Annotated in this window: 20 protein-coding genes; 14 read left to right on the top strand and 6 right to left on the bottom strand. The window is 66.2% G+C overall.

Translation table 11 applies throughout. From position 1 onward, the window contains the following. Nucleotides 1–184: 184 nt before the first annotated feature. The 7 genes from VHB27_RS06200 (at nt 185) to VHB27_RS06170 (ending at nt 5451) form a co-directional block, all read left to right on the top strand. Nucleotides 185–1111, top strand: a complete 927-nt coding sequence (locus tag VHB27_RS06200; RefSeq protein WP_325598296.1) for a 3-keto-5-aminohexanoate cleavage protein — start codon at nt 185–187, stop codon at nt 1109–1111. A 372-nt stretch (nt 1112–1483) separates the two neighbouring features. Continuing rightward, entirely contained in the window at nt 1484–2614 is a 1131-nt protein-coding gene (locus tag VHB27_RS06195) for a thiolase family protein (RefSeq protein WP_325598294.1), read from the top strand. A 15-nt stretch (nt 2615–2629) separates the two neighbouring features. Next, nucleotides 2630–3037 carry a Zn-ribbon domain-containing OB-fold protein gene (locus VHB27_RS06190; RefSeq protein WP_325598292.1) on the top strand — a complete coding sequence of 136 codons (408 nt, stop codon included), beginning with the start codon at nt 2630–2632 and terminating at the stop codon, nt 3035–3037. 3 nt (nt 3038–3040) lie between these two features. Continuing rightward, nucleotides 3041–3271: a hypothetical protein gene (locus VHB27_RS06185; protein ID WP_325598290.1), complete on the top strand. Its 231-nt coding sequence runs from the start codon at nt 3041–3043 to the stop codon at nt 3269–3271. Then, nucleotides 3268–4242 (top strand): D-2-hydroxyacid dehydrogenase family protein, encoded by a 975-nt coding sequence (locus VHB27_RS06180; RefSeq protein WP_325598288.1) that lies wholly within the window; start codon nt 3268–3270, stop codon nt 4240–4242. The genes VHB27_RS06185 and VHB27_RS06180 overlap by 4 nt, the downstream gene beginning before the upstream one ends. 150 nt (nt 4243–4392) lie before the next feature. After that, nucleotides 4393–4815 (top strand): cyclic nucleotide-binding/CBS domain-containing protein, encoded by a 423-nt coding sequence (locus tag VHB27_RS06175; RefSeq protein WP_325598286.1) that lies wholly within the window; start codon nt 4393–4395, stop codon nt 4813–4815. Between the two features lie 66 nt (nt 4816–4881). Then, nucleotides 4882–5451, top strand: coding sequence for an HdeD family acid-resistance protein (locus tag VHB27_RS06170; protein ID WP_325598284.1), 570 nt, complete (start codon nt 4882–4884; stop codon nt 5449–5451). 40 nt (nt 5452–5491) lie between these two features. Here VHB27_RS06170 and VHB27_RS06165 read toward each other — a convergent pair whose 3' ends face one another. From VHB27_RS06165 to mutM, 3 genes are all read right to left on the bottom strand, one after another. Next, a complete protein-coding gene (locus tag VHB27_RS06165) occupies nt 5492–6403 on the bottom strand; it encodes an EAL domain-containing protein (protein WP_325598281.1) in 912 nt (303 codons plus the stop codon). Nucleotides 6404–6860: 457 nt separating this feature from the next. Continuing rightward, on the bottom strand, nt 6861–7637 hold the full coding sequence (locus tag VHB27_RS06160) for an enoyl-CoA hydratase (protein WP_325598279.1): 777 nt from the start codon (nt 7635–7637) through the stop codon (nt 6861–6863). Nucleotides 7638–7766: 129 nt separating this feature from the next. Beyond that, nucleotides 7767–8606 carry a bifunctional DNA-formamidopyrimidine glycosylase/DNA-(apurinic or apyrimidinic site) lyase gene (mutM, locus tag VHB27_RS06155; protein ID WP_325598277.1) on the bottom strand — a complete coding sequence of 280 codons (840 nt, stop codon included), beginning with the start codon at nt 8604–8606 and terminating at the stop codon, nt 7767–7769. Between the two features lie 29 nt (nt 8607–8635). Between mutM and VHB27_RS06150 the strand changes: the two genes are divergently transcribed. Genes VHB27_RS06150 through VHB27_RS06140 form a run of 3 tightly spaced genes read left to right on the top strand, consistent with a single transcriptional unit; the run spans nt 8636 to nt 11141 of the window. After that, nucleotides 8636–9385: a class I SAM-dependent methyltransferase gene (locus tag VHB27_RS06150; protein WP_325598275.1), complete on the top strand. Its 750-nt coding sequence runs from the start codon at nt 8636–8638 to the stop codon at nt 9383–9385. Between the two features lie 8 nt (nt 9386–9393). Continuing rightward, on the top strand, nt 9394–10617 hold the full coding sequence (coaBC, locus tag VHB27_RS06145) for a bifunctional phosphopantothenoylcysteine decarboxylase/phosphopantothenate--cysteine ligase CoaBC (RefSeq protein ID WP_325598272.1): 1224 nt from the start codon (nt 9394–9396) through the stop codon (nt 10615–10617). A 38-nt stretch (nt 10618–10655) separates the two neighbouring features. Continuing rightward, nucleotides 10656–11141: a GNAT family N-acetyltransferase gene (locus VHB27_RS06140; protein WP_325598270.1), complete on the top strand. Its 486-nt coding sequence runs from the start codon at nt 10656–10658 to the stop codon at nt 11139–11141. Nucleotides 11142–11194: 53 nt separating this feature from the next. On the opposite strand, the gene VHB27_RS06135 is transcribed toward VHB27_RS06140, so the two are convergent. After that, nucleotides 11195–12334, bottom strand: a complete 1140-nt coding sequence (locus VHB27_RS06135; protein WP_325598268.1) for a 2-methylaconitate cis-trans isomerase PrpF family protein — start codon at nt 12332–12334, stop codon at nt 11195–11197. A gap of 183 nt (nt 12335–12517) precedes the next feature. After that, on the bottom strand, nt 12518–13705 hold the full coding sequence (locus VHB27_RS06130; RefSeq protein WP_325598266.1) for a TDT family transporter: 1188 nt from the start codon (nt 13703–13705) through the stop codon (nt 12518–12520). A gap of 155 nt (nt 13706–13860) precedes the next feature. Here VHB27_RS06130 and VHB27_RS06125 point away from each other — a divergent pair, with 155 nt between their 5' ends. The 4 genes from VHB27_RS06125 (at nt 13861) to VHB27_RS06110 (ending at nt 18534) form a co-directional block, all read left to right on the top strand. After that, complete coding sequence (locus VHB27_RS06125) at nt 13861–14751, top strand: LysR family transcriptional regulator (RefSeq protein WP_325598264.1); 891 nt, start codon at nt 13861–13863, stop codon at nt 14749–14751. Nucleotides 14752–14826: 75 nt separating this feature from the next. Then, the gene (locus VHB27_RS06120) at nt 14827–16149 is read left to right on the top strand and encodes an LLM class flavin-dependent oxidoreductase (RefSeq protein WP_325598262.1); all 1323 of its coding nucleotides are present in this window, start codon (nt 14827–14829) and stop codon (nt 16147–16149) included. Continuing rightward, complete coding sequence (locus VHB27_RS06115; protein ID WP_325598260.1) at nt 16146–17726, top strand: ABC transporter substrate-binding protein; 1581 nt, start codon at nt 16146–16148, stop codon at nt 17724–17726. Before VHB27_RS06120 ends, VHB27_RS06115 begins: the two co-directional genes overlap by 4 nt. Nucleotide 17727: 1 nt before the next feature. Continuing rightward, a complete protein-coding gene (locus tag VHB27_RS06110; protein WP_325598258.1) occupies nt 17728–18534 on the top strand; it encodes a creatininase family protein in 807 nt (268 codons plus the stop codon). Nucleotides 18535–18698: 164 nt separating this feature from the next. On the opposite strand, the gene VHB27_RS06105 is transcribed toward VHB27_RS06110, so the two are convergent. Then, entirely contained in the window at nt 18699–18986 is a 288-nt protein-coding gene (locus VHB27_RS06105; RefSeq protein ID WP_325598256.1) for a HigA family addiction module antitoxin, read from the bottom strand. Nucleotides 18987–19103 lie beyond the last annotated feature (117 nt).

Below are 19103 nucleotides of genomic sequence, written 5' to 3'. Positions count from 1 at the left end.
GGAATCTTAGAAAAGTCTCACAGTTCGCTGATCCGTGGCCAAAAGATTGGCTTCACAGCTTAGTGAGGTTCGCCGGCGCGTTGCCAAAAGGCCCGTGGCCGGCGGACGCTCGGATCGATCTGGCCCCTCGCGGCGGGCTGGGGCATGATCGCCCATCGATTTGCCGAAGGGAAGGGAACAGGCCGTGGCCAAGGTCATTATCAGTTGCGCCGTGACGGGAGCGATCCATACGCCCAGCATGTCGCCCTATCTGCCGATCACGCCGGCGGAGATCGCCCAGTCCTCGATCGAGGCCGCGGAAGCCGGCGCCGCGATCATCCACCTGCATGCGCGCAACCCCGTCGACGGGTCGCCGACGCCCGACCCGGCGGTCTTCATGGGCTTCCTGCCGCAGATCAAGCAGAGCACGGACGCGGTGATCAACATCACCACCGGCGGCGGCCTGACGATGACGCTGGATGAGCGCCTGGCCGCGCCGTTGGTCGCGAAACCCGAGATGTGCAGCCTGAACATGGGCAGCATGAACTTCAACATCTCCCGCGCCGGCGATCGCATCAAGGACTGGAAGTTCCCCTGGGAAAAGCCGTACCTGGACAACACGGACAACTTCATTTTCCGCAATACGTTCAAGGACGTCGAGAACATCGTCGAGCGGCTGGGCAAGGGCCATGGCGTGAAGTTCGAATACGAATGTTATGACATCGGCCATCTGTACAACCTGGCCTACATGCTGGACCGGAAGGTCGTGGAGCCGCCGCTGTTCGTACAGTCGATCTTCGGCATCCTGGGCGGCATCGGCGCGGAGCCGCGCAATCTTCTGTTCGCGAAGGAAACGGCCGATCGTTTGTTCGGCGATCAGTACGTGTGGTCGGTGCTGGCGGCCGGGCGGCATCAGATGGCGTTCACCACCATGGCCGGCATCAACGGCGGCAACGTGCGCGTGGGGCTGGAGGACAGCCTGTATATCGGCAAGGGACAGCTAGCGAAGTCGAATGCGGAACAGGTGTCGAAGATCCGCCGTATCCTGGAGGATCTGAGCCTGGAGATCGCCACGCCGGCCGAGGCTCGGGAAATCCTGAAGCTGAAGGGGGGCGACCGGGTCGGGTTCTGACCCAGCCGCTTCGTGGGGCAGTTGCAGGGCGGAAGGGAGCGGAACTCCGAGAAACAGCAGGTACGACACCATCCCCGGCGTCGTACCTGCTGTTTAATGAACCCGCGCCGATAGCAGCGCAGCGGCTGCATTCGCCGCGTCGCGCTGGCCGCGAATGGATGCAATTCTCATGAGACTGGCCAAAACCAGCAGGAACAAGCCATAGGATACGAACCCGAGCATGACGCCCTCCTATCTTGCTACGGGACATGGGTGTTCACATCTCGGCTTTCAACGCTACCCGGCGTTCGGCCAATCGCCTCCCGCGTCACCGTGCCGGAATTTGCCCCGCAGGCAATCCCCTGTATCCTCCCGTCCGACCGGAGGAACCGCATGTTTGACACCAAGGACCTGAAGAACAAGATCGCCGTGATCGGCGTCGGCAACACGAAATACGGGAATTTCCCCCATATCGACGATTACGGCCTGGGCGCTCAGGCGTTCCGCAGCGCCGTGCAGGATTGCGGCATCGACAAGAACCAGATCGACGGGCTGTGCGTCAGCCGCATCCCCTACTACGCGCGGATGGGCGAGATCCTCGGCATCAATCCAAAATGGACCATACCGCTGCCGGCGCATGGCCGCATGTCCGGCATGGGCATCATAGAGGCCTGCGCGGCCATTTCTGCCGGCCTCTGCCAGACGGTCGCGCTGATCTACGCCAATATCGGCCGCTCCCGCCGCGTCAATTACGGCGGCGACGAAAGCCCGGGCACCTGGGACCCGTGGGGCTTCACCTCGCCGGGCGGCGCCCACGCCATGGCGTTCCGCCGGCACATGGAGATGTACGGCACCACCACGCGCCAACTGGCCGAGGTCTCGGTCTCGATCCGCTATCACGCCTGCCTCAACCCCGATGCGGTGATGCGCAACCCGATCACCATCGAGGATCACGAGTCGGCCCGCTTCATCACCGCGCCGCTGCGGTTGCTGGATTACTGCCTGATCAACGACGGCGCGGTCTGCCTGATTTTGACCTCGGCCGAACGGGCGAAGGATTTCGCGAAGAAGCCGGTGCTGATCTCGGGTTTCGGCGCGCAGGAGACCTTTAGCCCGTCGGCCTTCGCCAATTTCGACATGGATTTCTGGTATCCCGCGATCAGCGCCGCCGGCAAGCAAGCCTATGAGATGGCCGGCGTCAGTCACGGTGATGTCGATGCGCTGATGTGCTACGACAATTTCTCGCCGACCGTGCTCTTCAGCCTGGAAGGGCTGGGGTTCTGCAAACGGGGGGAGTCGGGGTCCTTCGTCGAGAACGGCGGGTTGTCGCTGGGCGGGCGGCTGCCGACCAACACCGATGGCGGGCACCTGTCGAACTCCTATATGCAAGGCTGGGCCTTGAACGTCGAGGCGGTGCGACAACTGCGCGGCGAATGCGGCGATCGGCAGGTACCGGACTGCGAGGTCGTGCAATACGTCCAGTCCACGCCCTGCACCCGCTCCATCATCTACACCCGCGGCTGAGAAGGACCTGATCCCATGAGCTACAACAAGCCGCTGCCGCGCATCGATACGCTGAACAAACCGTTCTGGGACGGCGCGAAGCAGAACAAGTTCCTTCTGCAACATTGTCCCGCCTGCGGCGACACGCGCTTCCCGCCGGGGCCGATCTGCCCGAAATGCCTGTCCGACGGCCAGACCTGGATCGAGGCCGCCGGCACCGGCGTCCTGGAATCCTGGGTCGACATGCACCGCGCCTATTGGGACGGCTTCAAGGACGACCTGCCGTACCGCGTGTGCCTGGTGCGTCTGACCGAAGGTCCGGTGGTCGCCAGCAACCTCGTGAACAGCCCCGACAATCTGAAGATGGGCATGAAGGTTAAGGTCGTCTTCGATCCGGTCACGGATGAAATCACCCTGCCGAAATTCACCATCGCGGAGACATGACCGATGTCCGCCACGCTTCTGCCGCTCACCCTCGACTTCCTGCGCTGGCTGGATGCCGAACCGCGTGAGTACGCCGAGGTGATGGATGCGTGGCGAACGTCCTGTCCGCGGTTGACGGTGTGGGAGGACGCGTTGGACGCCGGCTTGATCACCCGCACCCATGTCGGGGGCGGTCCGCTGCGCGTCGCGCTCACGCCGGCGGGACGCGCGTTGCTGGCCAGCGTCGGGCGATGAACGTTACTATCCTCGACGATTATTTCGATACCGTCCGCACCTTGCCATGCTTCGCGAAACTGGCGGGACACATCGTCACGGTCTGGAACGATCATGTCGAGGATGTCGACACGCTCGCGGACCGGCTGGCCGGGACCGATGCGTTGGTGCTGATCCGCGAACGCACCCGGATCCAGGCCCCGTTGCTTCAGCGTCTGCCGCGGCTGAAGCTGATCAGCCAGCGCAGCGTCTATCCGCATATCGATATCGAGGCCTGCACGCGGCACGGCGTGGTCGTGTCCTCCGGCCAACATCCCGGGACGCCGTCTTACGCAGCGGCGGAGCTGACGTTCGCGCTGATCCTGGCCGCCGCCCGCCGTCTGCCGCAGCAGGTGGCTGCCTTGAAGACGGGTGTCTGGCAGATCGGCGTCGGGCATTCGCTGCGTGGCAAGACGCTGGGCATCTATGGGTACGGCCGGATCGGCGCCGCCGTCGCCGGCTATGGCCGAGCCTTCGGGATGAACGTCATGGCGTGGTCCAGCACTGGCTCGTTGGAGCGCGCGAAAGCGGATGGCGTCGCACCGGCACCGGATCGCGGCAGCTTCTTCCGGGACGCCGACGTGGTCTCCTTGCATGTCCGGCTGTTGCCGGCGACCCGCAACAGCGTCACGGCCGCCGACCTTGCGCTGATGAAACCATCCGCCATCCTGGTGAACACCAGCAGGGCCGGGCTGATCGAGCCGGAGGCGCTGGTGAACGCCCTGCGCGCCGGCCGTCCCGGCTTCGCCGCCGTCGACGTGTTCGAGCACGAGCCCGTCACCGATCACCCGCTGCTGCATATGCCGAACGCGGTCTGCACACCGCATATCGGCTACGTGACGCACGAGGAATACGAGACGCAGTTCACCGATATCTTCGACCAGATCCTCGCCTTCGACGCCGGGGCACCGATCAACGTGGTCAATCCGGCTGTTCTTGCCAGCAAAAGCTGAATTCTTCCGCTCGACTTGATCTGGCTCAACGCGCCCCCCGCCTGAACACGCACCGTAGCGTATCCGCCCGACTGGCGCCGAGACGTCGTAGCGCGCGGTTGGTCAGCAGCGACAGGGCAAAGCAATGCCTGATCGAAATAAGGGGCTAACATGCCGCAGCGAAACATGTCGGAGATCGTCAATCGGCGGAATCCGGTGACCTTGCCGCCCGATGCATCGGTCAAGGACGCGTGCCGGCTGATGCGCCATCGCCGGATCGGTGCCATCCCGGTCACGGACGGGGATGGGAAGCTCGTTGGGCTGTTCAGCGGCCGCGATGCGGTCACGCGCGTGCTCGCCGAGGCGCTGGACCCGGAGCGGACCTGCATTGGCGATGTCATGACCAAGCGTCCCGACACCCTGGGCCCCCAGGCCCGAGCGATTGACGCGCTGCGTCTGATGCAGGACGGCGGCTTCCGCCATGTGCCCATCGCCGATGGCGAAAAGCTGGTCGGCATCGTTTCCTTCGCCGATTTCAACGGCTTGGAACGTGCCAGGCTGGACGAGGAGACGGGGTTCTGGGAAATCATGTAACGTGTCCAGGCCGACCCGGGCTCGCCGGCGGTCGGCATCAGGCCCCTGCGATGAAGGACCCGACCTATGCGGACAGGATTTGTCTTTATCGGCGCCGCCAGTGCCCATGATCTCGTTCGCCACTGGTGGCTGTTCGCCCTGCGCGGCGTGTTCGCGCTGCTGTTCGGAATCCTGGCGATCCTGGCACCGGACCTGACTCTGACCTCGCTGCTCGTGGTCTTCGCCGCCTATATGCTGTTGGATGGCGTGCTGTCGGCGGCTTCCGCGTTCACCGCCGCGTTCAGCGGCCATCCATGGGGCGCTCTGGCGATCGAGGCGGTCCTGTGCCTGGTCACCGCCGCCCTGGTGGTGATGTGGCCTGGACTGTCGCTGCTGGTGGCGGTGATCGTGATCGGCGTCTGGGCCATTTTCACCGGTGCGGCGCTGCTGGCCACCAGCCTGCGTTTCGGCCTCGGGGCCTGGCCGATGGGATTGGCCGCAGTGGTTTCGATCGTGATCGGCGTGCTGGTCCTCATCGAGCCAATCACCGGCGCCCTGGTCCTGGCCACCTGGCTTGGAATCTATGCCTTGCTATTCGGCCTCATGCTGCTCGGCATGGCGTGGCGGCTGCGACGGATCGCGCATCATCCGCGCTGACGCGCGGATCAGGCGGCCAAAGGGTCAGGCGGCCAAAGGGTCAGGCAGCCAGCGCGTCCTGTTGCCAGGATTCCCACCAGATGGGGATCGCCGCGACAGGCAGCGGACGAGCGACCAGGAAACCTTGCACCGCATCGGCTCCGATCCCGGCGGCCTTGTCCCAGAGTTCCTCGGTCTCGATGCCTTCGGCGACGACATAGAGGCCACGCTGCTTCGCTGCCGCGGTCTTGCGGGCGACGAACGTGTACATCTCCGGCGAGCGGAGGGTTTCCTGCATGATGTCCTTGTCGAACTTCAGGCAGGTGAACGGCAGGTCGATCAGCGCGTCGACGCCCGGCATGCCGGGGGTGACATCGTCGATGGCGACGCCGTATCCCAGCCCACGCAGCCGCTCCAGCGCCCGGCACAGGGCGGGAATGTCGGTCACGGGACGGCTTTCCGTCAGTTCGACGATGATCCGCTCCGCCGGGATGCCGAAGGCGTGCCGCTGCTCTTCAAGCAGCAGCGGGGCGGCCGGCGTCTCCAGCAGGTCCAGCGGGAAATTCACAGCCACACTCAGGTCCCGGCCGCGCAGCAGCGGGCCGCTCAGGTCCGCGAACGCGCGGTGGGAGACGATCCGCGTCAGTTCCTCGGACAGGCCGGCGTTCTCGATCTGCGGAACGAACTGGTCAGGCGGGATGGTGCCACGCACGGGATGATTGAGACGAGCCAGCGCCTCCAGCCCCACGGGCTCCCGGTCGCTGATGCGGATGATCGGCTGGTACCGCGTCTCGATCATCGCCCCGTCAAGCGCGGCCTTGAGTTCCGTCATGCTGATCGCCGCGGCGACGTGGGCCGGGCAGCGATCGGCTGATGGGTGGATGACCAGCGCGTCCCGCACCGATTCGCTGGTGGGCGTGCCGATGACCCGGATGTTGGGTCGGTGAACCAGAGCCTGGCCCAATGACAGCATGTCCGTCTCCGGTTCTACAATCTCTCTGGTGATAGCAGCGAGTTCCGCAAACAAGCCTTCGGCGTCCGCTTCGTTGACCAAAACATGTGAATAGCGCTGCGGCATCCGCGATAGACGAAAGATCGCGTCACGGGCATCGCAGGTAGCCACCGTCCCGCAGCCAAGCTGACGTGCCGCGCATTCGACGGCCTTCAACCAGGCGTCGCTACGAGTGACCAGCAGGACATTCACTTCACAGCATTCAGGTCCACAGTCCTTGATTGGTGTGATCAAGGGAGCCTGTTGGATGGTTCCGGCATATGCGGCTTTGTCACGCTGCATAATGTCTGATTAAAAGAGACACGCTATCAGTACAACAGAATATCGGGATAAAACTGTTAATTCACCGTGAATCAGCGGCAATCCCAGCTTTTGAGACTGCTCCCATGTCGGCTTTATGACAAAATCGTGCGGTTTCTTACAAATTAAAATTTGGTTTCCGTTTCTCCACGAAGGCCGCCATCCCTTCCTGCTGGTCCGGCGTGCCGAACAGCGAGAGGAACAGCATGCGCTCATGACGGACGCCTTCCACGAGCGTCGATTCGAATGCGCGATTGACCGCCTGCTTGGCGAACTGCACAGCCACGGGCGACAGGTCGGCGATCCTGGCCGCGATCTTCAGCACCTCGGGCAGCAGGTCGGCCGCGGGGAACACTTTCGACACCAGGTTGGCATGTTCGGCTTCGGCCGCGTCCATCATCCGCGCGGTCAGGACCATGTCCATCGCCTTGGACTTGCCGACGGCACGGGTCAGGCGCTGGGTGCCGCCCGCGCCCGGGATCACTCCCAGGTTGATCTCGGGCTGACCGAACTTGGCCGTGTCGGCGGCGAAGATCATGTCGCACATCATCGCCAACTCGCATCCGCCGCCCAGCGCGAAGCCGGCGACGGCGGCGATGACCGGCTTCTTGATCTGCAGCACCGCTTCCCAGTTGGCGCCGATGAAGTCCTCCATCATCGCCGACGGATTGGTCCGCACCCGCATTTCCTTGATGTCGGCCCCGGCGGCGAAGGCACGGTCGCTGCCGGTCAGCACGATGCAGCCGATCCCCGCGTCGGCATCGAAGGCGCGAAGCTGCGTCCCGAGTTCCTTGACCAGCGCGTCGCACAGCGCGTTCAGCGCGGCCGGGCGGTTCAGGCGGATCAGACCGACGCGGCCATGGGTCTCGACCAGGATGTTCTCATAGGCGGTCATGGGCGCTCTCCCGTCAGACGTTTGTGCGGCGCTGTGCGCGCGCATGGTTTTTGCCGCCGCTTGAGGAAATGCGCAACGGGCCGGCATGGAGGCCGATGGACACGCGCCGCTCGCGGCCTCGAAGCCTTCCTACCGCTGCGTGCGCGGGCAATAGAATGTGCTGCGTCCCGACTGGACGATGCGCCTGACCCCGCCGCAGGCGGGCGGCCCGGGGCAGGCGGGGCAGGGCTCGCCCTCGTGTCCATACACGCGCCATGCGTGCTGGAAATACCCCAGCTCTCCATCGGGCTGCACATAGTCGCGCAGCGACGAACCCCCGGCGGCGATGGCGTCTCGCAGCGTCTCCTTGATCGCCGGCACCAGACGTGCGGCGCGCGCGCCGGGGACCGAGGACGCCAGGCGCTGGGGGGAGATCCCGGCACGGAACAGCGCCTCGCAGACATAGATGTTGCCAAGGCCGGCGACGATCTTCTGGTCCAGCAGGGCCGCCTTGATCGGTGTCCGCTTGCCTGCCAGCGCCGCGTTCAGGCCGGCGACGTTGAACGCGGCGTCCAGCGGTTCCGGCCCCAGCCCGGCCAGCAGCCGGTGGGTGTCCTCGGCCTCGGTCGCGATCAGGTCGACCGACCCGAACCGGCGCGGATCGACGAACCCGACCCGCCAGCCGTCATCCGTCTCCATCTCCAGGTGCTCGTGCGGGGCGAGTTCGTTGCGTCCGGCCGGACCCAGCAGCATCCGGCCGGACATGCCCAGGTGCAGCAGCACGGACCAGCCGTTGTCCAGCCGCATCAGGATGTATTTCGCCCGCCGCCGGAAGCCGGTGACCCGTGCCCCGGTCATCCGTTCGGCCAGGTCCCGCGGCAGCGGCCAGCGCAGGTCGGGCCGATGCGCCATCACCCGCCGCAGCACGCGGCCTTCCAGCCGCGCCCGCAGGCCGCGCATCACAGTCTCGACTTCGGGGAGTTCCGGCATGGCAGGGTTTGAGCTACTACGTTCCGCTTATGAACGACAATCCGGGACAGACGGCCGATTTCGGCTACCGCACCGTCGACAGGGCGGAGAAGGCCGGGCTGGTTCGAGCGGTGTTCGACAGCGTGGCGCCGCGGTACGATGTGATGAACGACTTGATGTCGTTGGGCATCCATCGGCTCTGGAAGGATATTTTCGTCACCGCCCTGCGTCCCAGGGCCGGCGATACGCTGCTGGACCTTGCCGGCGGCACCGGCGACATCAGCTTCGGCTGGCTGCGCCGCGGGGGCGGGCCGGTGCTGCTGACCGATATCAACGCCAGCATGCTGTCGGTCGGCAGCGACCGGGCCACCGAACGCGGCTGGCTGGACCAGATCCGCTTCGCCGTGATGGACGCCGAGAAGCTGCCGCTGCCGAATAGCTGCGTCGACCGTGTCTCGATCGCCTTCGGCCTGCGCAACTGCACCAACAAGGACGCGGTGCTGCGGGAGGCATTCCGCGTGTTGAAACCCGGCGGTCGGTTCCTGTGCCTGGAATTCTCCTCGGTCACGGTCTGGCCGCTGAAGCGCGTCTATGACGCCTGGTCGTTCCAGGTCCTGCCGCGCCTGGGCCAGGTGGTCGCGGGCGACCGCGACAGCTACCAATACTTGGCCGAGAGCATCCGCATGTTCCCCGACCAGGAGACGCTGGCCACGATGATGCGCAAGGCCGGGTTCGCGCGCGTATCGGTACGCAACCTCTCGGGCGGCATCGCCGCGATCCATGCGGGGTGGCGGCTATGAACGACCCCATGGGGAACGACTTGTTGGGAAAGCGCGTCCTGCTGATCCTGTCGGGCGGGATCGCCGCCTATAAGGGGCTGGAGCTGATCCGCCTGCTGCGCAAGGCCGGATGCGGCGTCACCTGCGTGATGACCGAAAGCGCGCATCACTTCGTCACCCCGTTGTCCGTGCAGGCGCTGAGCGAGTCGAAAGTCTACACCGACCTGTTCTCCCTGACCGACGATTCGGAGATGGGGCATATCGAGCTGTCGCGCGCCGCCGACCTGCTGGTGGTGGCGCCGGCGACGGCGAACATCCTGGCGAAGATGACCGCCGGCCTGTGCGACGACCTGGCGTCCACCGTGCTGCTGGCGACCGACAAGCCGGTGCTGGTGGCCCCGGCGATGAACGTGCGGATGTGGCTGCACGCCGCGACCCAGGCCAACGTCGCTACGCTGCGCGCCCGCGGCGTCCATGTCGTGGCCCCCACCGAGGGCGTCATGGCCTGCAACGAATACGGACCCGGCCGTCTCGCCGAACCGCCGGATATCCTGGCGGCGATCCAGGCCCTGCTGTCGCCCGCAGCCAAACCCTTGGCCGGAAAGCACGCGATCGTCACCAGCGGCCCGACGCACGAGCCGATCGATCCCGTGCGCTACATCGCCAACCGCTCCTCCGGCCGGCAGGGGCACGCGATCGCCACCGCGCTGGCGGCGCTGGGCGCGCGGGTGACCCTGGTCAGCGGTCCGGTCAGCGTGCCCGATCCGGTCGGCGTGCCAGGGAAGATCACTGTGCGTCATGTGGAAAGCGCGCGTGAGATGCTGAACGCCTGCGAGGAAGCGCTGCCCGCCGACATCGCCGTCTTCGCCGCGGCGGTGGCGGACTGGCGCGTGGACAATGCCGCCGCGGGCAAGATCAAGAAGCAGCCGAACGCCGCGCCGCCGGCGCTGACGCTGGTGCCCAACCCCGACATCCTGGCCACCATCGCCGCCGCCGGGCCACGCCGCCCGAAGCTGGTGATCGGCTTCGCCGCCGAGACCGACGACCTGATGAACAACGCGCGCGGCAAGCTGCAGCGCAAGAACGCCGATTGGATCGTTGCCAACGATGTTTCCCCCGCCACCGGCATCATGGGTGGCGCGGAGAACGCGGTGCACATCGTCTCGGCCAACGGGATCGAGTCCTGGGACCGCATGGCCAAGGACGAGGTCGCGGCGCGCCTCGCCCGACGGATCGCGGAGACCTTCTCCTGACCCTCCTCCGTCCGCTCGTTGACGATGATGCGGACGCATTGCTGGCATTGCGGCTGGAGGCGCTGGGCAACCACCCCGAAGCGTTCGGGGCGGACGTCACGGAGGAAGGGCCGACGGTGATCGGCCGCCTGATCGGACGGTCGCCATCGGTGACGCTGGGGGGATTCGCCGGCGGCCGGCTGGTGGGGATGGCGGGCCTGGCGGTGTCGGACAGGCTCAAGACCCGGCACAAAGGCCATGTCTGGGGTTTTTACGTGACGCCCGCGTTCCGGGGGTCAGGCCTGTCGCGGGCGCTGATGGACGGCGTGGTCGCGCACGCGCGGACGCTGGGGCTGCTGGGCCTGACCCTCACGGTCACGGTCGGCAACCAGGGGGCGCGGCGGTTGTATGCCGGATACGGGTTCCGAAGCTACGGCGTCGAACCGGCAGGCCTGCGCGTGGGCACGCGGCTACACGATGTCGAAGAGATGGCACTGAGCTTGGCAGACGGACAGGCGCGCGAAACCGCCATACCCGACCCCTAGGTGGGGCATCGGGACCTGAAGGCGGCACTGCCTCGGAAGAAGGGGCGGTCCCCCTATACGGGCGCGTAGATCCGTCCGTCGAACAGCCGTCGGCAGGTGCGGTAGAAGGCGCCGCTATGCGCCACCCAGGCGCCCGCGTCGTCGCGCCCGACATCGGCCCCCACCGTCAGGATGCCCGACGGCATCCCCAGCCGGATCGACCCTTCGGGCGCGCGGCTCAGCGCCTGATTCACCACCGTCCCGGTGATGCAGGCCGCCACCGACGTGCAGAGCGACGACGTCACCGGCAGCGCCCGGTGCGGCTGGCCGTTGGAGATGAAACGCGCCGTCAGGTCGACATCCGCCGCACGGATCGGCTCCCCCGACAGGGTCGGCGCATCCATCGCCGGCGCGACGAACCCGACGGCCGGGGAGCCGCGCATGCCTGCGGCCTCCTGCTCGTTTGCCGCCAGGCCCATGGCAATGGCGCCGGCGCGGCGGATCGCCTCCAGCTTGGCCAGCACGGCGTGGTTCGTATCCAGCGCCTCGGGCAGTTCCGTGCCGGTCAGGCCGATATCCGACGCCCGCACGATGATGCAGGGCTTGGCGGCGTCGACCATCGAGACCTCGATCGACCCCACGCCCGGCACGTCGAGGCGGTCGGTGACGTTGCCGGTCGGCAGCAGCTTGCCGGTGCCCGCGCCGCCGGGATTGAGGAAGTCCAGCCGCACCGGCGCCCCGGTCCCCGCGACGCCGGGGATCGCCAGGTCGCCGTCGACCTTCGCCTTGCCGTCCTCCAGCGCGAAGGTGGAGCGGATGATCTTCTTCGTGTTGGTGTTGAAGATGCGCACCACGGCGGTATCGCCGTTCGGCCGCACCAGCCCTTCGTCAACCGAGAACGGACCGACCGCCGAGGACATGTTGCCGCAGTTGCCGCGGTAGTCGACGGCCGCCTCGCGGATCTGGATCTGCGCGAAGGTGTAGTCGATATCGGCATCCTCCCGCTCCGACCGCGACAGCACGCAGATCTTCGACAGGGAGGAGATGCCGCCGCCCATGCCGTTCAACTGCCGCCCGTTCGGGTCGGGACTGCCCATCGCCGCGAGGAAGATCGGGTCCCACGCCTTCTGATCCGGCAAGTCCCCCCGATGAAACATCACCGCTCGGCTGGTGCCGCCGCGCATGAAGACGGCTGGAAGAGCGAGCATCGGCATGGCGGGTCCCTCCACGATACCGGCGCAGGATAGAACGCGGCGGGATTTGCGCCAGTGGGTGATTCCGGCGACGGTCAACCCTCTTGTCGTGACCGATCTTTGTGCCGGTTGTACATGACTTCCGCCCACCGGATTGACGTCGTGGATGGCCGGCATGAAGGCCGGCCATGACAGTGAGGTCGATCACACCGCGTCCGCCTCGAACCGAACCACCGGCCGGCCCATCTTCAGGCAAGGTGCCACGAACAGCGTGCGGTGCCAGGCGCCACGCAGGGTGAAGGTTGCCACGATCGACCAGAACACGGCCAGGCAGACCGCCAGGCACAAGCCGGCGACAGTGAATACCGCGAACCCCGTGACCCGAGCGAGGGCCAGCGTCGCGAGGGTGTAGACCGCCAGCGGGAAGGTGAAGCCCCACCAGCCGAGATTGAACGGCAGCCCCTCCCGCAGGTAGCGGACTGTCTTCAGCACCGCGAGCGCCATCCACCACAGGCCGTAGCCCCACAGCGCTGTCCCGCCGACGACCCCCAGTCCGAACGCGACGTCCCCCACCGTGGCCAGGCTGCCGCTCCGCGCGGCGAAGACGGATGGCGCGTCGCCGCCCAGCAGGACCAGCCCCAGCGCGCCGGTGCCGATCGGACCCAACGCCAGCCAGGCCGAGGCGCCCAGGTCGCGCTCCGGCAGCTTGTGCAGCGCCAGGCGCAGGACCAGCAGCACCAGGATGCTCATCGCCAGGGGCACGGAATAGGCCCACAGCGCATAGCCCAACAGCAGGACGGTGAAGGCCGCATCCGGGGCGAGGTGAGGGGCCAGCAGCCCACCGCTGGCTGCGGCGACCTCGGCGGCGACGATCGGCAGCAGCCAGACCGCGGTCAGCTTCTCGATGCTGTGCTCCTGCCGCGTGAACATGAAATACGGCACCGCGAGCCCGCACACCACCGACATGGCCGCGTCGACCCACCACAGGGCGGCGGCGATCGGGACCGCCGCCGAACCGATCAGCGGAGGGTCGAAGGCGAGGAACCCGTTGACGATGGTGGCGAGCCCCATCGGGATCGCCCCGAAGAACATCGACATCACCGGGTGGTGGAAGATCCGCCGCGCGCCGTCGAGGAAGAAGACCCAGCGGGCCGCGTAGAGCAGGCTGAAAGTTACGAACAGAACGATGTTCGCCATCCACAGGCCGGAGGCAAGCCGGTGCATGCCCGGGAAGGGCAGCGGAAACTGATTGAGCGTCAGCGCCAGTGCGCCGGTGCCCATTGTCACGGTGAACCAGTTCGGCGTGAAGTTGCGGACGATCTCGGCGAACGGCTTGGCCTCATGGGCCGCGGTCAGCGTGACGGAAGCCAGTGCGGCGGAACGGTGTGTCATGACGAATGTCCTCTCGGACCGGCGTGACGATCGGAATGAATGCTCACACCGACGGCCCAGCGGGTCGGACAGGACGGTAGCTGCCGCATATCAATCTATCTAATAGATGTTTTCTATCTATCCAATCTATTGTAAAGATTAGATGGGCAGGATAAATGACCTATGCCATGACCCTCGAACAGCTTCGCATCTTCGTCGCCGTCGCCGAACGGGAGCACGTCACCCAGGCCGCTCGGGACCTCAACCTAGCGCAATCCGCGGCGAGCCACGCCATCGCCGCGTTGGAGGCGCGCCACGATACAAGGCTGTTCGACCGCGTCGGCCGTCGGATCGAGCTGACCGAGGCCGGCCGCGCCTTCCTGGTGGAAGCGCGGACCGTCCTGGCGCAGGCCGAGCGGGCGGAGCAGACCTTGGTGGAGTTCGGGCGGCTGGAGCGGGGGACGCTGACCGTGCAGGCCAGCCAGACCATCGCCGGCTACTGGCTGCCCCGCCACATCGTCGCTTTCCGCGGTGCCTGGCCGCATATCGAGCTTCGCCTGGCGATCGGCAACACCGCAGAGGCGGTTGCGGCGATCGAGGCCGGAACAGCCGAGCTCGGCTTCGTCGAAGGCGAGGTGGAAAGCGACCTGCTCGACACCCTCCAGGTGGCGCGGGACCAACTCATCGTGGTCGTCGGCCTCAGCCATCCCTGGGTGGACCATCCGCCCGCGACGGCGGAGGAGCTGACCGAGACCGATTGGGTGCTGCGGGAGCCCGGCTCCGGCACGCGATCCGCCTTCCAGCAGGCGCTCGCGGCGCAGGGGGTGGCGCCGGAGCGGCTGCGCGTGGGGCTGGAGCTGCCGTCCAACGAAGCCGTGCGCGCGGCGGTGGAGGCCGGGTTCGGTGCGACCGCCATCTCGGCCTCGGTCGCCGCGCCGGCGCTGGAGAACGGCTTGCTGCACCACGTGCCGTTCCGCCTGCCCGACCGGGCGTTCCATCTGCTGCGGCACCGGCAGCGGCACCGCAGCAAGATCGCGCAGGCATTCGTCGCACTGTTGGTTGCCTGACCCGACGCCCCGCGCGATGATCGCCGGGCCAGGCGATTCCGAAGCGGGCGGGCCGGGCAGTGAAGGGGCGGGGCAGTGAAGAAGATCAAGCTTGGTCTTTCGATGCGTCAGCTTGGCTATCACGCCGGTGGGTGGCGGCATCCCGATGTCCCTTCGGGCGGCGCGATGGACATCGACTTTTATGTCCGGTTGGCCCGTACCGCCGAACGCGGCCTGTTCGACCTGGTATTCCTTGCCGACGGCGTTGCGTTGCGCCAGCGTGACGAGCCCGCGGGCTCGCTGTGCCGCGCCAACCAGAACGTCGAGCTGGAACCTCTGACGATGCTGTCCGCGGTGGCCATGATGACGAAGCATGTCGGCCTGATCGCCACCGCCTCCACCACGTACAACGAACCGTATCATATCGCCCGAAAGTTCGGCTCGCTGGACCATATCAGCCGGGGCCGGGCCGGGTGGAACGTCGTCACCTCCTGGTCCGAGGCGGAGGCGCGGAACTTCAACCGCGAGCACCACCTGGACTACGATACCCGTTACGACCGCGCGGCGGAGTTCGTGGAGGTCGTCAAGGGGCTGTGGGATTCCTGGGACGCGGACGCCTTCGTGCACGACAAGGAAAGCGGCCTGTTCTTCGATCCCGCGAAGATGCATGTGCTGGACCACAAGGGAAAGCATTTCCAGGTCCGCGGCCCGCTGACCGTCGCGCGGACGCCGCAGGGACGGCCGATCCTGGTCCAGGCCGGCGCCTCCGACCAGGGGCAGGAGATCGCCGCCGCCAGCGCCGACATCGTCTTCACCGCGCAGACCGACATCGCCGCCGCGCGGGACTATTACGCCTCGGTGAAGGACCGTCTGCAACGATACGGCCGGGAGCCGGACGACGTCCTGATGCTGCCCGGCCTGCTGCCGATCGTCGGCCGCACCCAGGCCGAGGCGGAGGCGAAGTTCCAGCAGTTGCAGGATCTGATCCATCCGCTGGTGGGCCTGTCGCAGGTCTATGGCCCGATGGGCGACCTGTCGTCCTATCCGCTCGATGGTCCGGTCCCCGATCCGGTCGATCCGGAGATGCGCAGCCGCGCGGCGGTGCTGCTGGAACATGCGCGGCGGAACAACATGACGATCCGTCAGCTCTACCTGGCGGCCTCCTCCGGCAGGGGCCATCGCACCGTCATCGGGACGCCGGCCATGATCGCCGACACGATGCAGGAATGGGTCGAGGCGAAGGCCGCCGACGGTTTCAACATCGTCCCGTCGCACATGCCCGTCGCGGTCGACGATTTCGTCGACCTCGTGGTACCGGAATTGCAACGTCGGGGTCTGTTCCGCACCGAATATGAGGGCCGCACCTTGCGTGAAAATCTCGGTCTCCGCATCCCCGCCAGCCGGTACGCCAGCCGATGAGGCGCCTGTGCGCCGCGATGCTGGCGGCAGTCCTGTCCCTGGGCTGCCTGCCGGCGCCCTCGGCCAGAGGCGAGACGGTGCTGCGCATCGCGCCCGGCGCCGACCTGACATCGTTCGACCCGATGGGGCCGGCCGCCACGCAAACGTATATCCATGGCCTGATCATCTACGACATGCTGTTCGCACTGGACGAGAACCTGCATGTCCATCCGCAGATGGTTGATACGGATACCATCTCCCCGGACCGGCTGACCTATACGATGAAGCTGCGGCCTGGGCTGCTGTTCCACGACAACACCCCGGTCAGGGCGCAGGACGTGATTGCGTCGCTGAAGCGCTGGATGGGCCTGGACATCGTCGGCCGCACGATGGCGCAGGACGTCGCCTCGATGAACGTCATCGACGACAACACCTTCAGCATCGTGATGAAGCGTCCGTTCCCGGTGGAGCAGGCTCTGGCCAACAGCGGCAGCGGCCTGCCGGTCATCATGCGTGAAAAGGAGGCGACCGCCGGCCGCTTCACCCGCGACACCAAGCTGATCGGCTCCGGCCCGTTCGAGTTCGTGCCGGAGGCGTTCAATCCGGGCGACCGCATCGTCTATCGGCGTTTCCCCGGTTACGTACCGCGCAAGGACCCGCCGAACGGGCTGGCCGGCGCCAAGATCGCCAAGGTGGATGAGCTGGAGTTCCACGTCATCCCCGACGCCGCGACGAAGACCGCGGCGCTGCAGACCGGCGAGGTCGATTTCATCGACCAGTTGCCCTTCGACCAGGCGGATATCCTGGTCGGCAGCAAGGACATCACCGTTTCGACGCTGTCGAAGATCTACAACCCCTTCTTCATGCGTCCCAACACGCTGTATCCGCCGTTCAACGATCCGCGTGCGCGGCAGGCACTGGCGCTGGCGATCAACCAGGCGGACTACATGGCCGTGTCCTTCGTCCGCCCGGAATGGGGCAAGCCCTGCCTGTCTTTCTTCGTCTGCGGCAGTCCGAACGGCGTTACCGACGGATCGCAGCCCTATGCCAAGCAAAACCTGGCCCGCGCCCGCCAGTTGCTGCAGGAGAGCGGCTACAAGGGCGAGCCGGTGATCCTGACGACCTCCCACGAAACGTTGTTCGTCGGCATGGCCGCGGATTACGCGATGCAGAACCTCAAGCAGATCGGCTTGAACGTGCAGGAGGCGGACAGCGACTACGGCACCTTCATGACTCGGCGGAACAGCAAGAATCCGCCGGGCGAAGGCGGATGGAACCTGTTCATCACCAGCGTTTCGGGCGCCGGTCTGTACACGCCGCTATCGAACTCGATCGCCGACACCACGTGCGGCGGGAAGAACTTCGCCGGCTGGGCCTGCGACAAGGAAGCGGCGTCCTTGCGCGACGCCTATATCCACGAGCCGGACCCGAAGAAGCAGGTCGAGATCCTGCACCAGCTCAGCCGGCGCCTCTGGCAGGTGATGCCGACCGTCATCCTGGGGCAGCGGGCCAACCTGTATGGCTGGCGCAACAACATCACCGGCTTCGTCCACTCGCCATCGCTGGTGACCGCGTTCTGGAACATCGAGAAGCACTGACATGAAGCACCTCCTCGCCACCATGACCTATCCCGAGTTCAAGGCGCGGGTGGCCGAAGACCCGGTGATCCTGCTGCCGTTGGGCAGCGTGGAAGTGCAGGGGCCGTGCAACCCGATGGGCGATTACATGCTGGCGTCCGTGCTGGTCGAGCGCGTGGCGAAGCGGACAGGGGCAATCGCGGCCCCAACCTTTCCGTTTGGTTGCGCAGATTACTTTCGCGACGTGCCGGGCGGGATGCAGGTCTCGGCGCCCACCTTCCGGGCGGTGCTGCGGGACATGGTGATGTCGTTCCTGCACCACGGGCTGACTCGGCTTCTGGTGTTCAACGGCCACACCGGCAACAACGCGCTGATCGACGAAACGCTGCGGGAGATCCGGCGGGAGCAGGGGATCGTGGTGCCGTGGATCAACATCTGGCCGATGGTACCCGATTCGCTGCGCAAGCAGGCGCACGGCGACAATGCTCCGCGCGCGTCAGGCCATGGCTCCGACCCCATCGGGTCGGTCTATGAATACATTTTCCCGGAGATGACCCGGCGTGACCTGGCGGGGCATGTCGAACCGTCGAAGACGCTGTTGGGCTTGCCGACCGGCGGACTGACCAGCGTGAAGCTGGGGGACGTCGCGGTGAACGTGCCGATCAACATGCTGGACCATTGCGACATGGTCGTCGGCGGCGACCCGGCGCTGGCGAATGCCGAGGCGGGGAAGTTGTTTGCCGATTTCATCGTGGATACGGCGTCGATGCTGGTGCAGCATCTGAAGACGGCGCCAACCCGGCAGCCGCCGGTGAAGCCGGAAATCTAAGGGAGGGCCCTCCATCGAGAGAAAGGGCCTCCGTCAGCGAGACATTCGTCATGGCCCGGCTCGACAGGGCCACCTTCGTCCTCTGAAGCACGGGATGGCCCGATCGAGCCGGGCCATGACCATCGAGGCGGTGGCGTTGCCGCCTTCCTGACCCGAACGCCCCGTTACGCCGCGACCGGTTGGACGTTCGCTTCGATCTCGGCCCCGAACTGCGCCTGGGCCAGCGACAGATCGTACGCCGTCTGCAGACCAAGCCAGAATTGTGGGCTGGTTCTAAAGCATTTTGCCAGCCGAAGCGCCATGTCCGACGTGACCGGCTCCTGATCGGCGATGATCGGCGCGAGCTTGCCGGGCGAGACGCCCAACGCCGCGGCGAGGCCGTTGGCGTCGAGCCGCATCGGCTCCATGTACTCCTCGCGCAACACCCGACCGGGATGCATCCTGCGACCCATGCGTGCCATCTGACACCTGTTGGAATTTGGATTTGCAGCAAATTGCCGGGCACAAGTGGCAGCAATAGGGCAAACCCGGTCCAAATCCGGGGCCGGTGAAAATTTTTTAACGCCGGC

Source organism: Rhodopila sp. (assembly GCF_035548235.1).
Classification (GTDB): domain Bacteria; phylum Pseudomonadota; class Alphaproteobacteria; order Acetobacterales; family Acetobacteraceae; genus Rhodopila.
This window is presented reverse-complemented; position numbering and strand designations above follow the sequence as displayed.

Excerpts from the sequence above, each read along its gene's own strand:
- VHB27_RS06125 (WP_325598264.1), top strand. The coding sequence starts at position 13,861 with ATGACCTATGCCATGACCCTCGAACAGCTTCGCATCTTCGTCGCCGTC.
- VHB27_RS06185 (WP_325598290.1), top strand. The coding sequence starts at position 3,041 with ATGTCCGCCACGCTTCTGCCGCTCACCCTCGACTTCCTGCGCTGGCTG.
- VHB27_RS06195 (WP_325598294.1), top strand. The coding sequence starts at position 1,484 with ATGTTTGACACCAAGGACCTGAAGAACAAGATCGCCGTGATCGGCGTC.
- VHB27_RS06170 (WP_325598284.1), top strand. The coding sequence starts at position 4,882 with ATGCGGACAGGATTTGTCTTTATCGGCGCCGCCAGTGCCCATGATCTC.
- mutM (WP_325598277.1), bottom strand. The coding sequence starts at position 8,606 with ATGCCGGAACTCCCCGAAGTCGAGACTGTGATGCGCGGCCTGCGGGCG.
- coaBC (WP_325598272.1), top strand. The coding sequence starts at position 9,394 with ATGGGGAACGACTTGTTGGGAAAGCGCGTCCTGCTGATCCTGTCGGGC.
- VHB27_RS06150 (WP_325598275.1), top strand. The coding sequence starts at position 8,636 with ATGAACGACAATCCGGGACAGACGGCCGATTTCGGCTACCGCACCGTC.
- VHB27_RS06165 (WP_325598281.1), bottom strand. The coding sequence starts at position 6,403 with ATGCTGTCATTGGGCCAGGCTCTGGTTCACCGACCCAACATCCGGGTC.
- VHB27_RS06110 (WP_325598258.1), top strand. The coding sequence starts at position 17,728 with ATGAAGCACCTCCTCGCCACCATGACCTATCCCGAGTTCAAGGCGCGG.
- VHB27_RS06130 (WP_325598266.1), bottom strand. The coding sequence starts at position 13,705 with ATGACACACCGTTCCGCCGCACTGGCTTCCGTCACGCTGACCGCGGCC.
- VHB27_RS06175 (WP_325598286.1), top strand. The coding sequence starts at position 4,393 with ATGCCGCAGCGAAACATGTCGGAGATCGTCAATCGGCGGAATCCGGTG.
- VHB27_RS06190 (WP_325598292.1), top strand. The coding sequence starts at position 2,630 with ATGAGCTACAACAAGCCGCTGCCGCGCATCGATACGCTGAACAAACCG.
- VHB27_RS06180 (WP_325598288.1), top strand. The coding sequence starts at position 3,268 with ATGAACGTTACTATCCTCGACGATTATTTCGATACCGTCCGCACCTTG.
- VHB27_RS06160 (WP_325598279.1), bottom strand. The coding sequence starts at position 7,637 with ATGACCGCCTATGAGAACATCCTGGTCGAGACCCATGGCCGCGTCGGT.
- VHB27_RS06115 (WP_325598260.1), top strand. The coding sequence starts at position 16,146 with ATGAGGCGCCTGTGCGCCGCGATGCTGGCGGCAGTCCTGTCCCTGGGC.
- VHB27_RS06105 (WP_325598256.1), bottom strand. The coding sequence starts at position 18,986 with ATGGGTCGCAGGATGCATCCCGGTCGGGTGTTGCGCGAGGAGTACATG.
- VHB27_RS06135 (WP_325598268.1), bottom strand. The coding sequence starts at position 12,334 with ATGCCGATGCTCGCTCTTCCAGCCGTCTTCATGCGCGGCGGCACCAGC.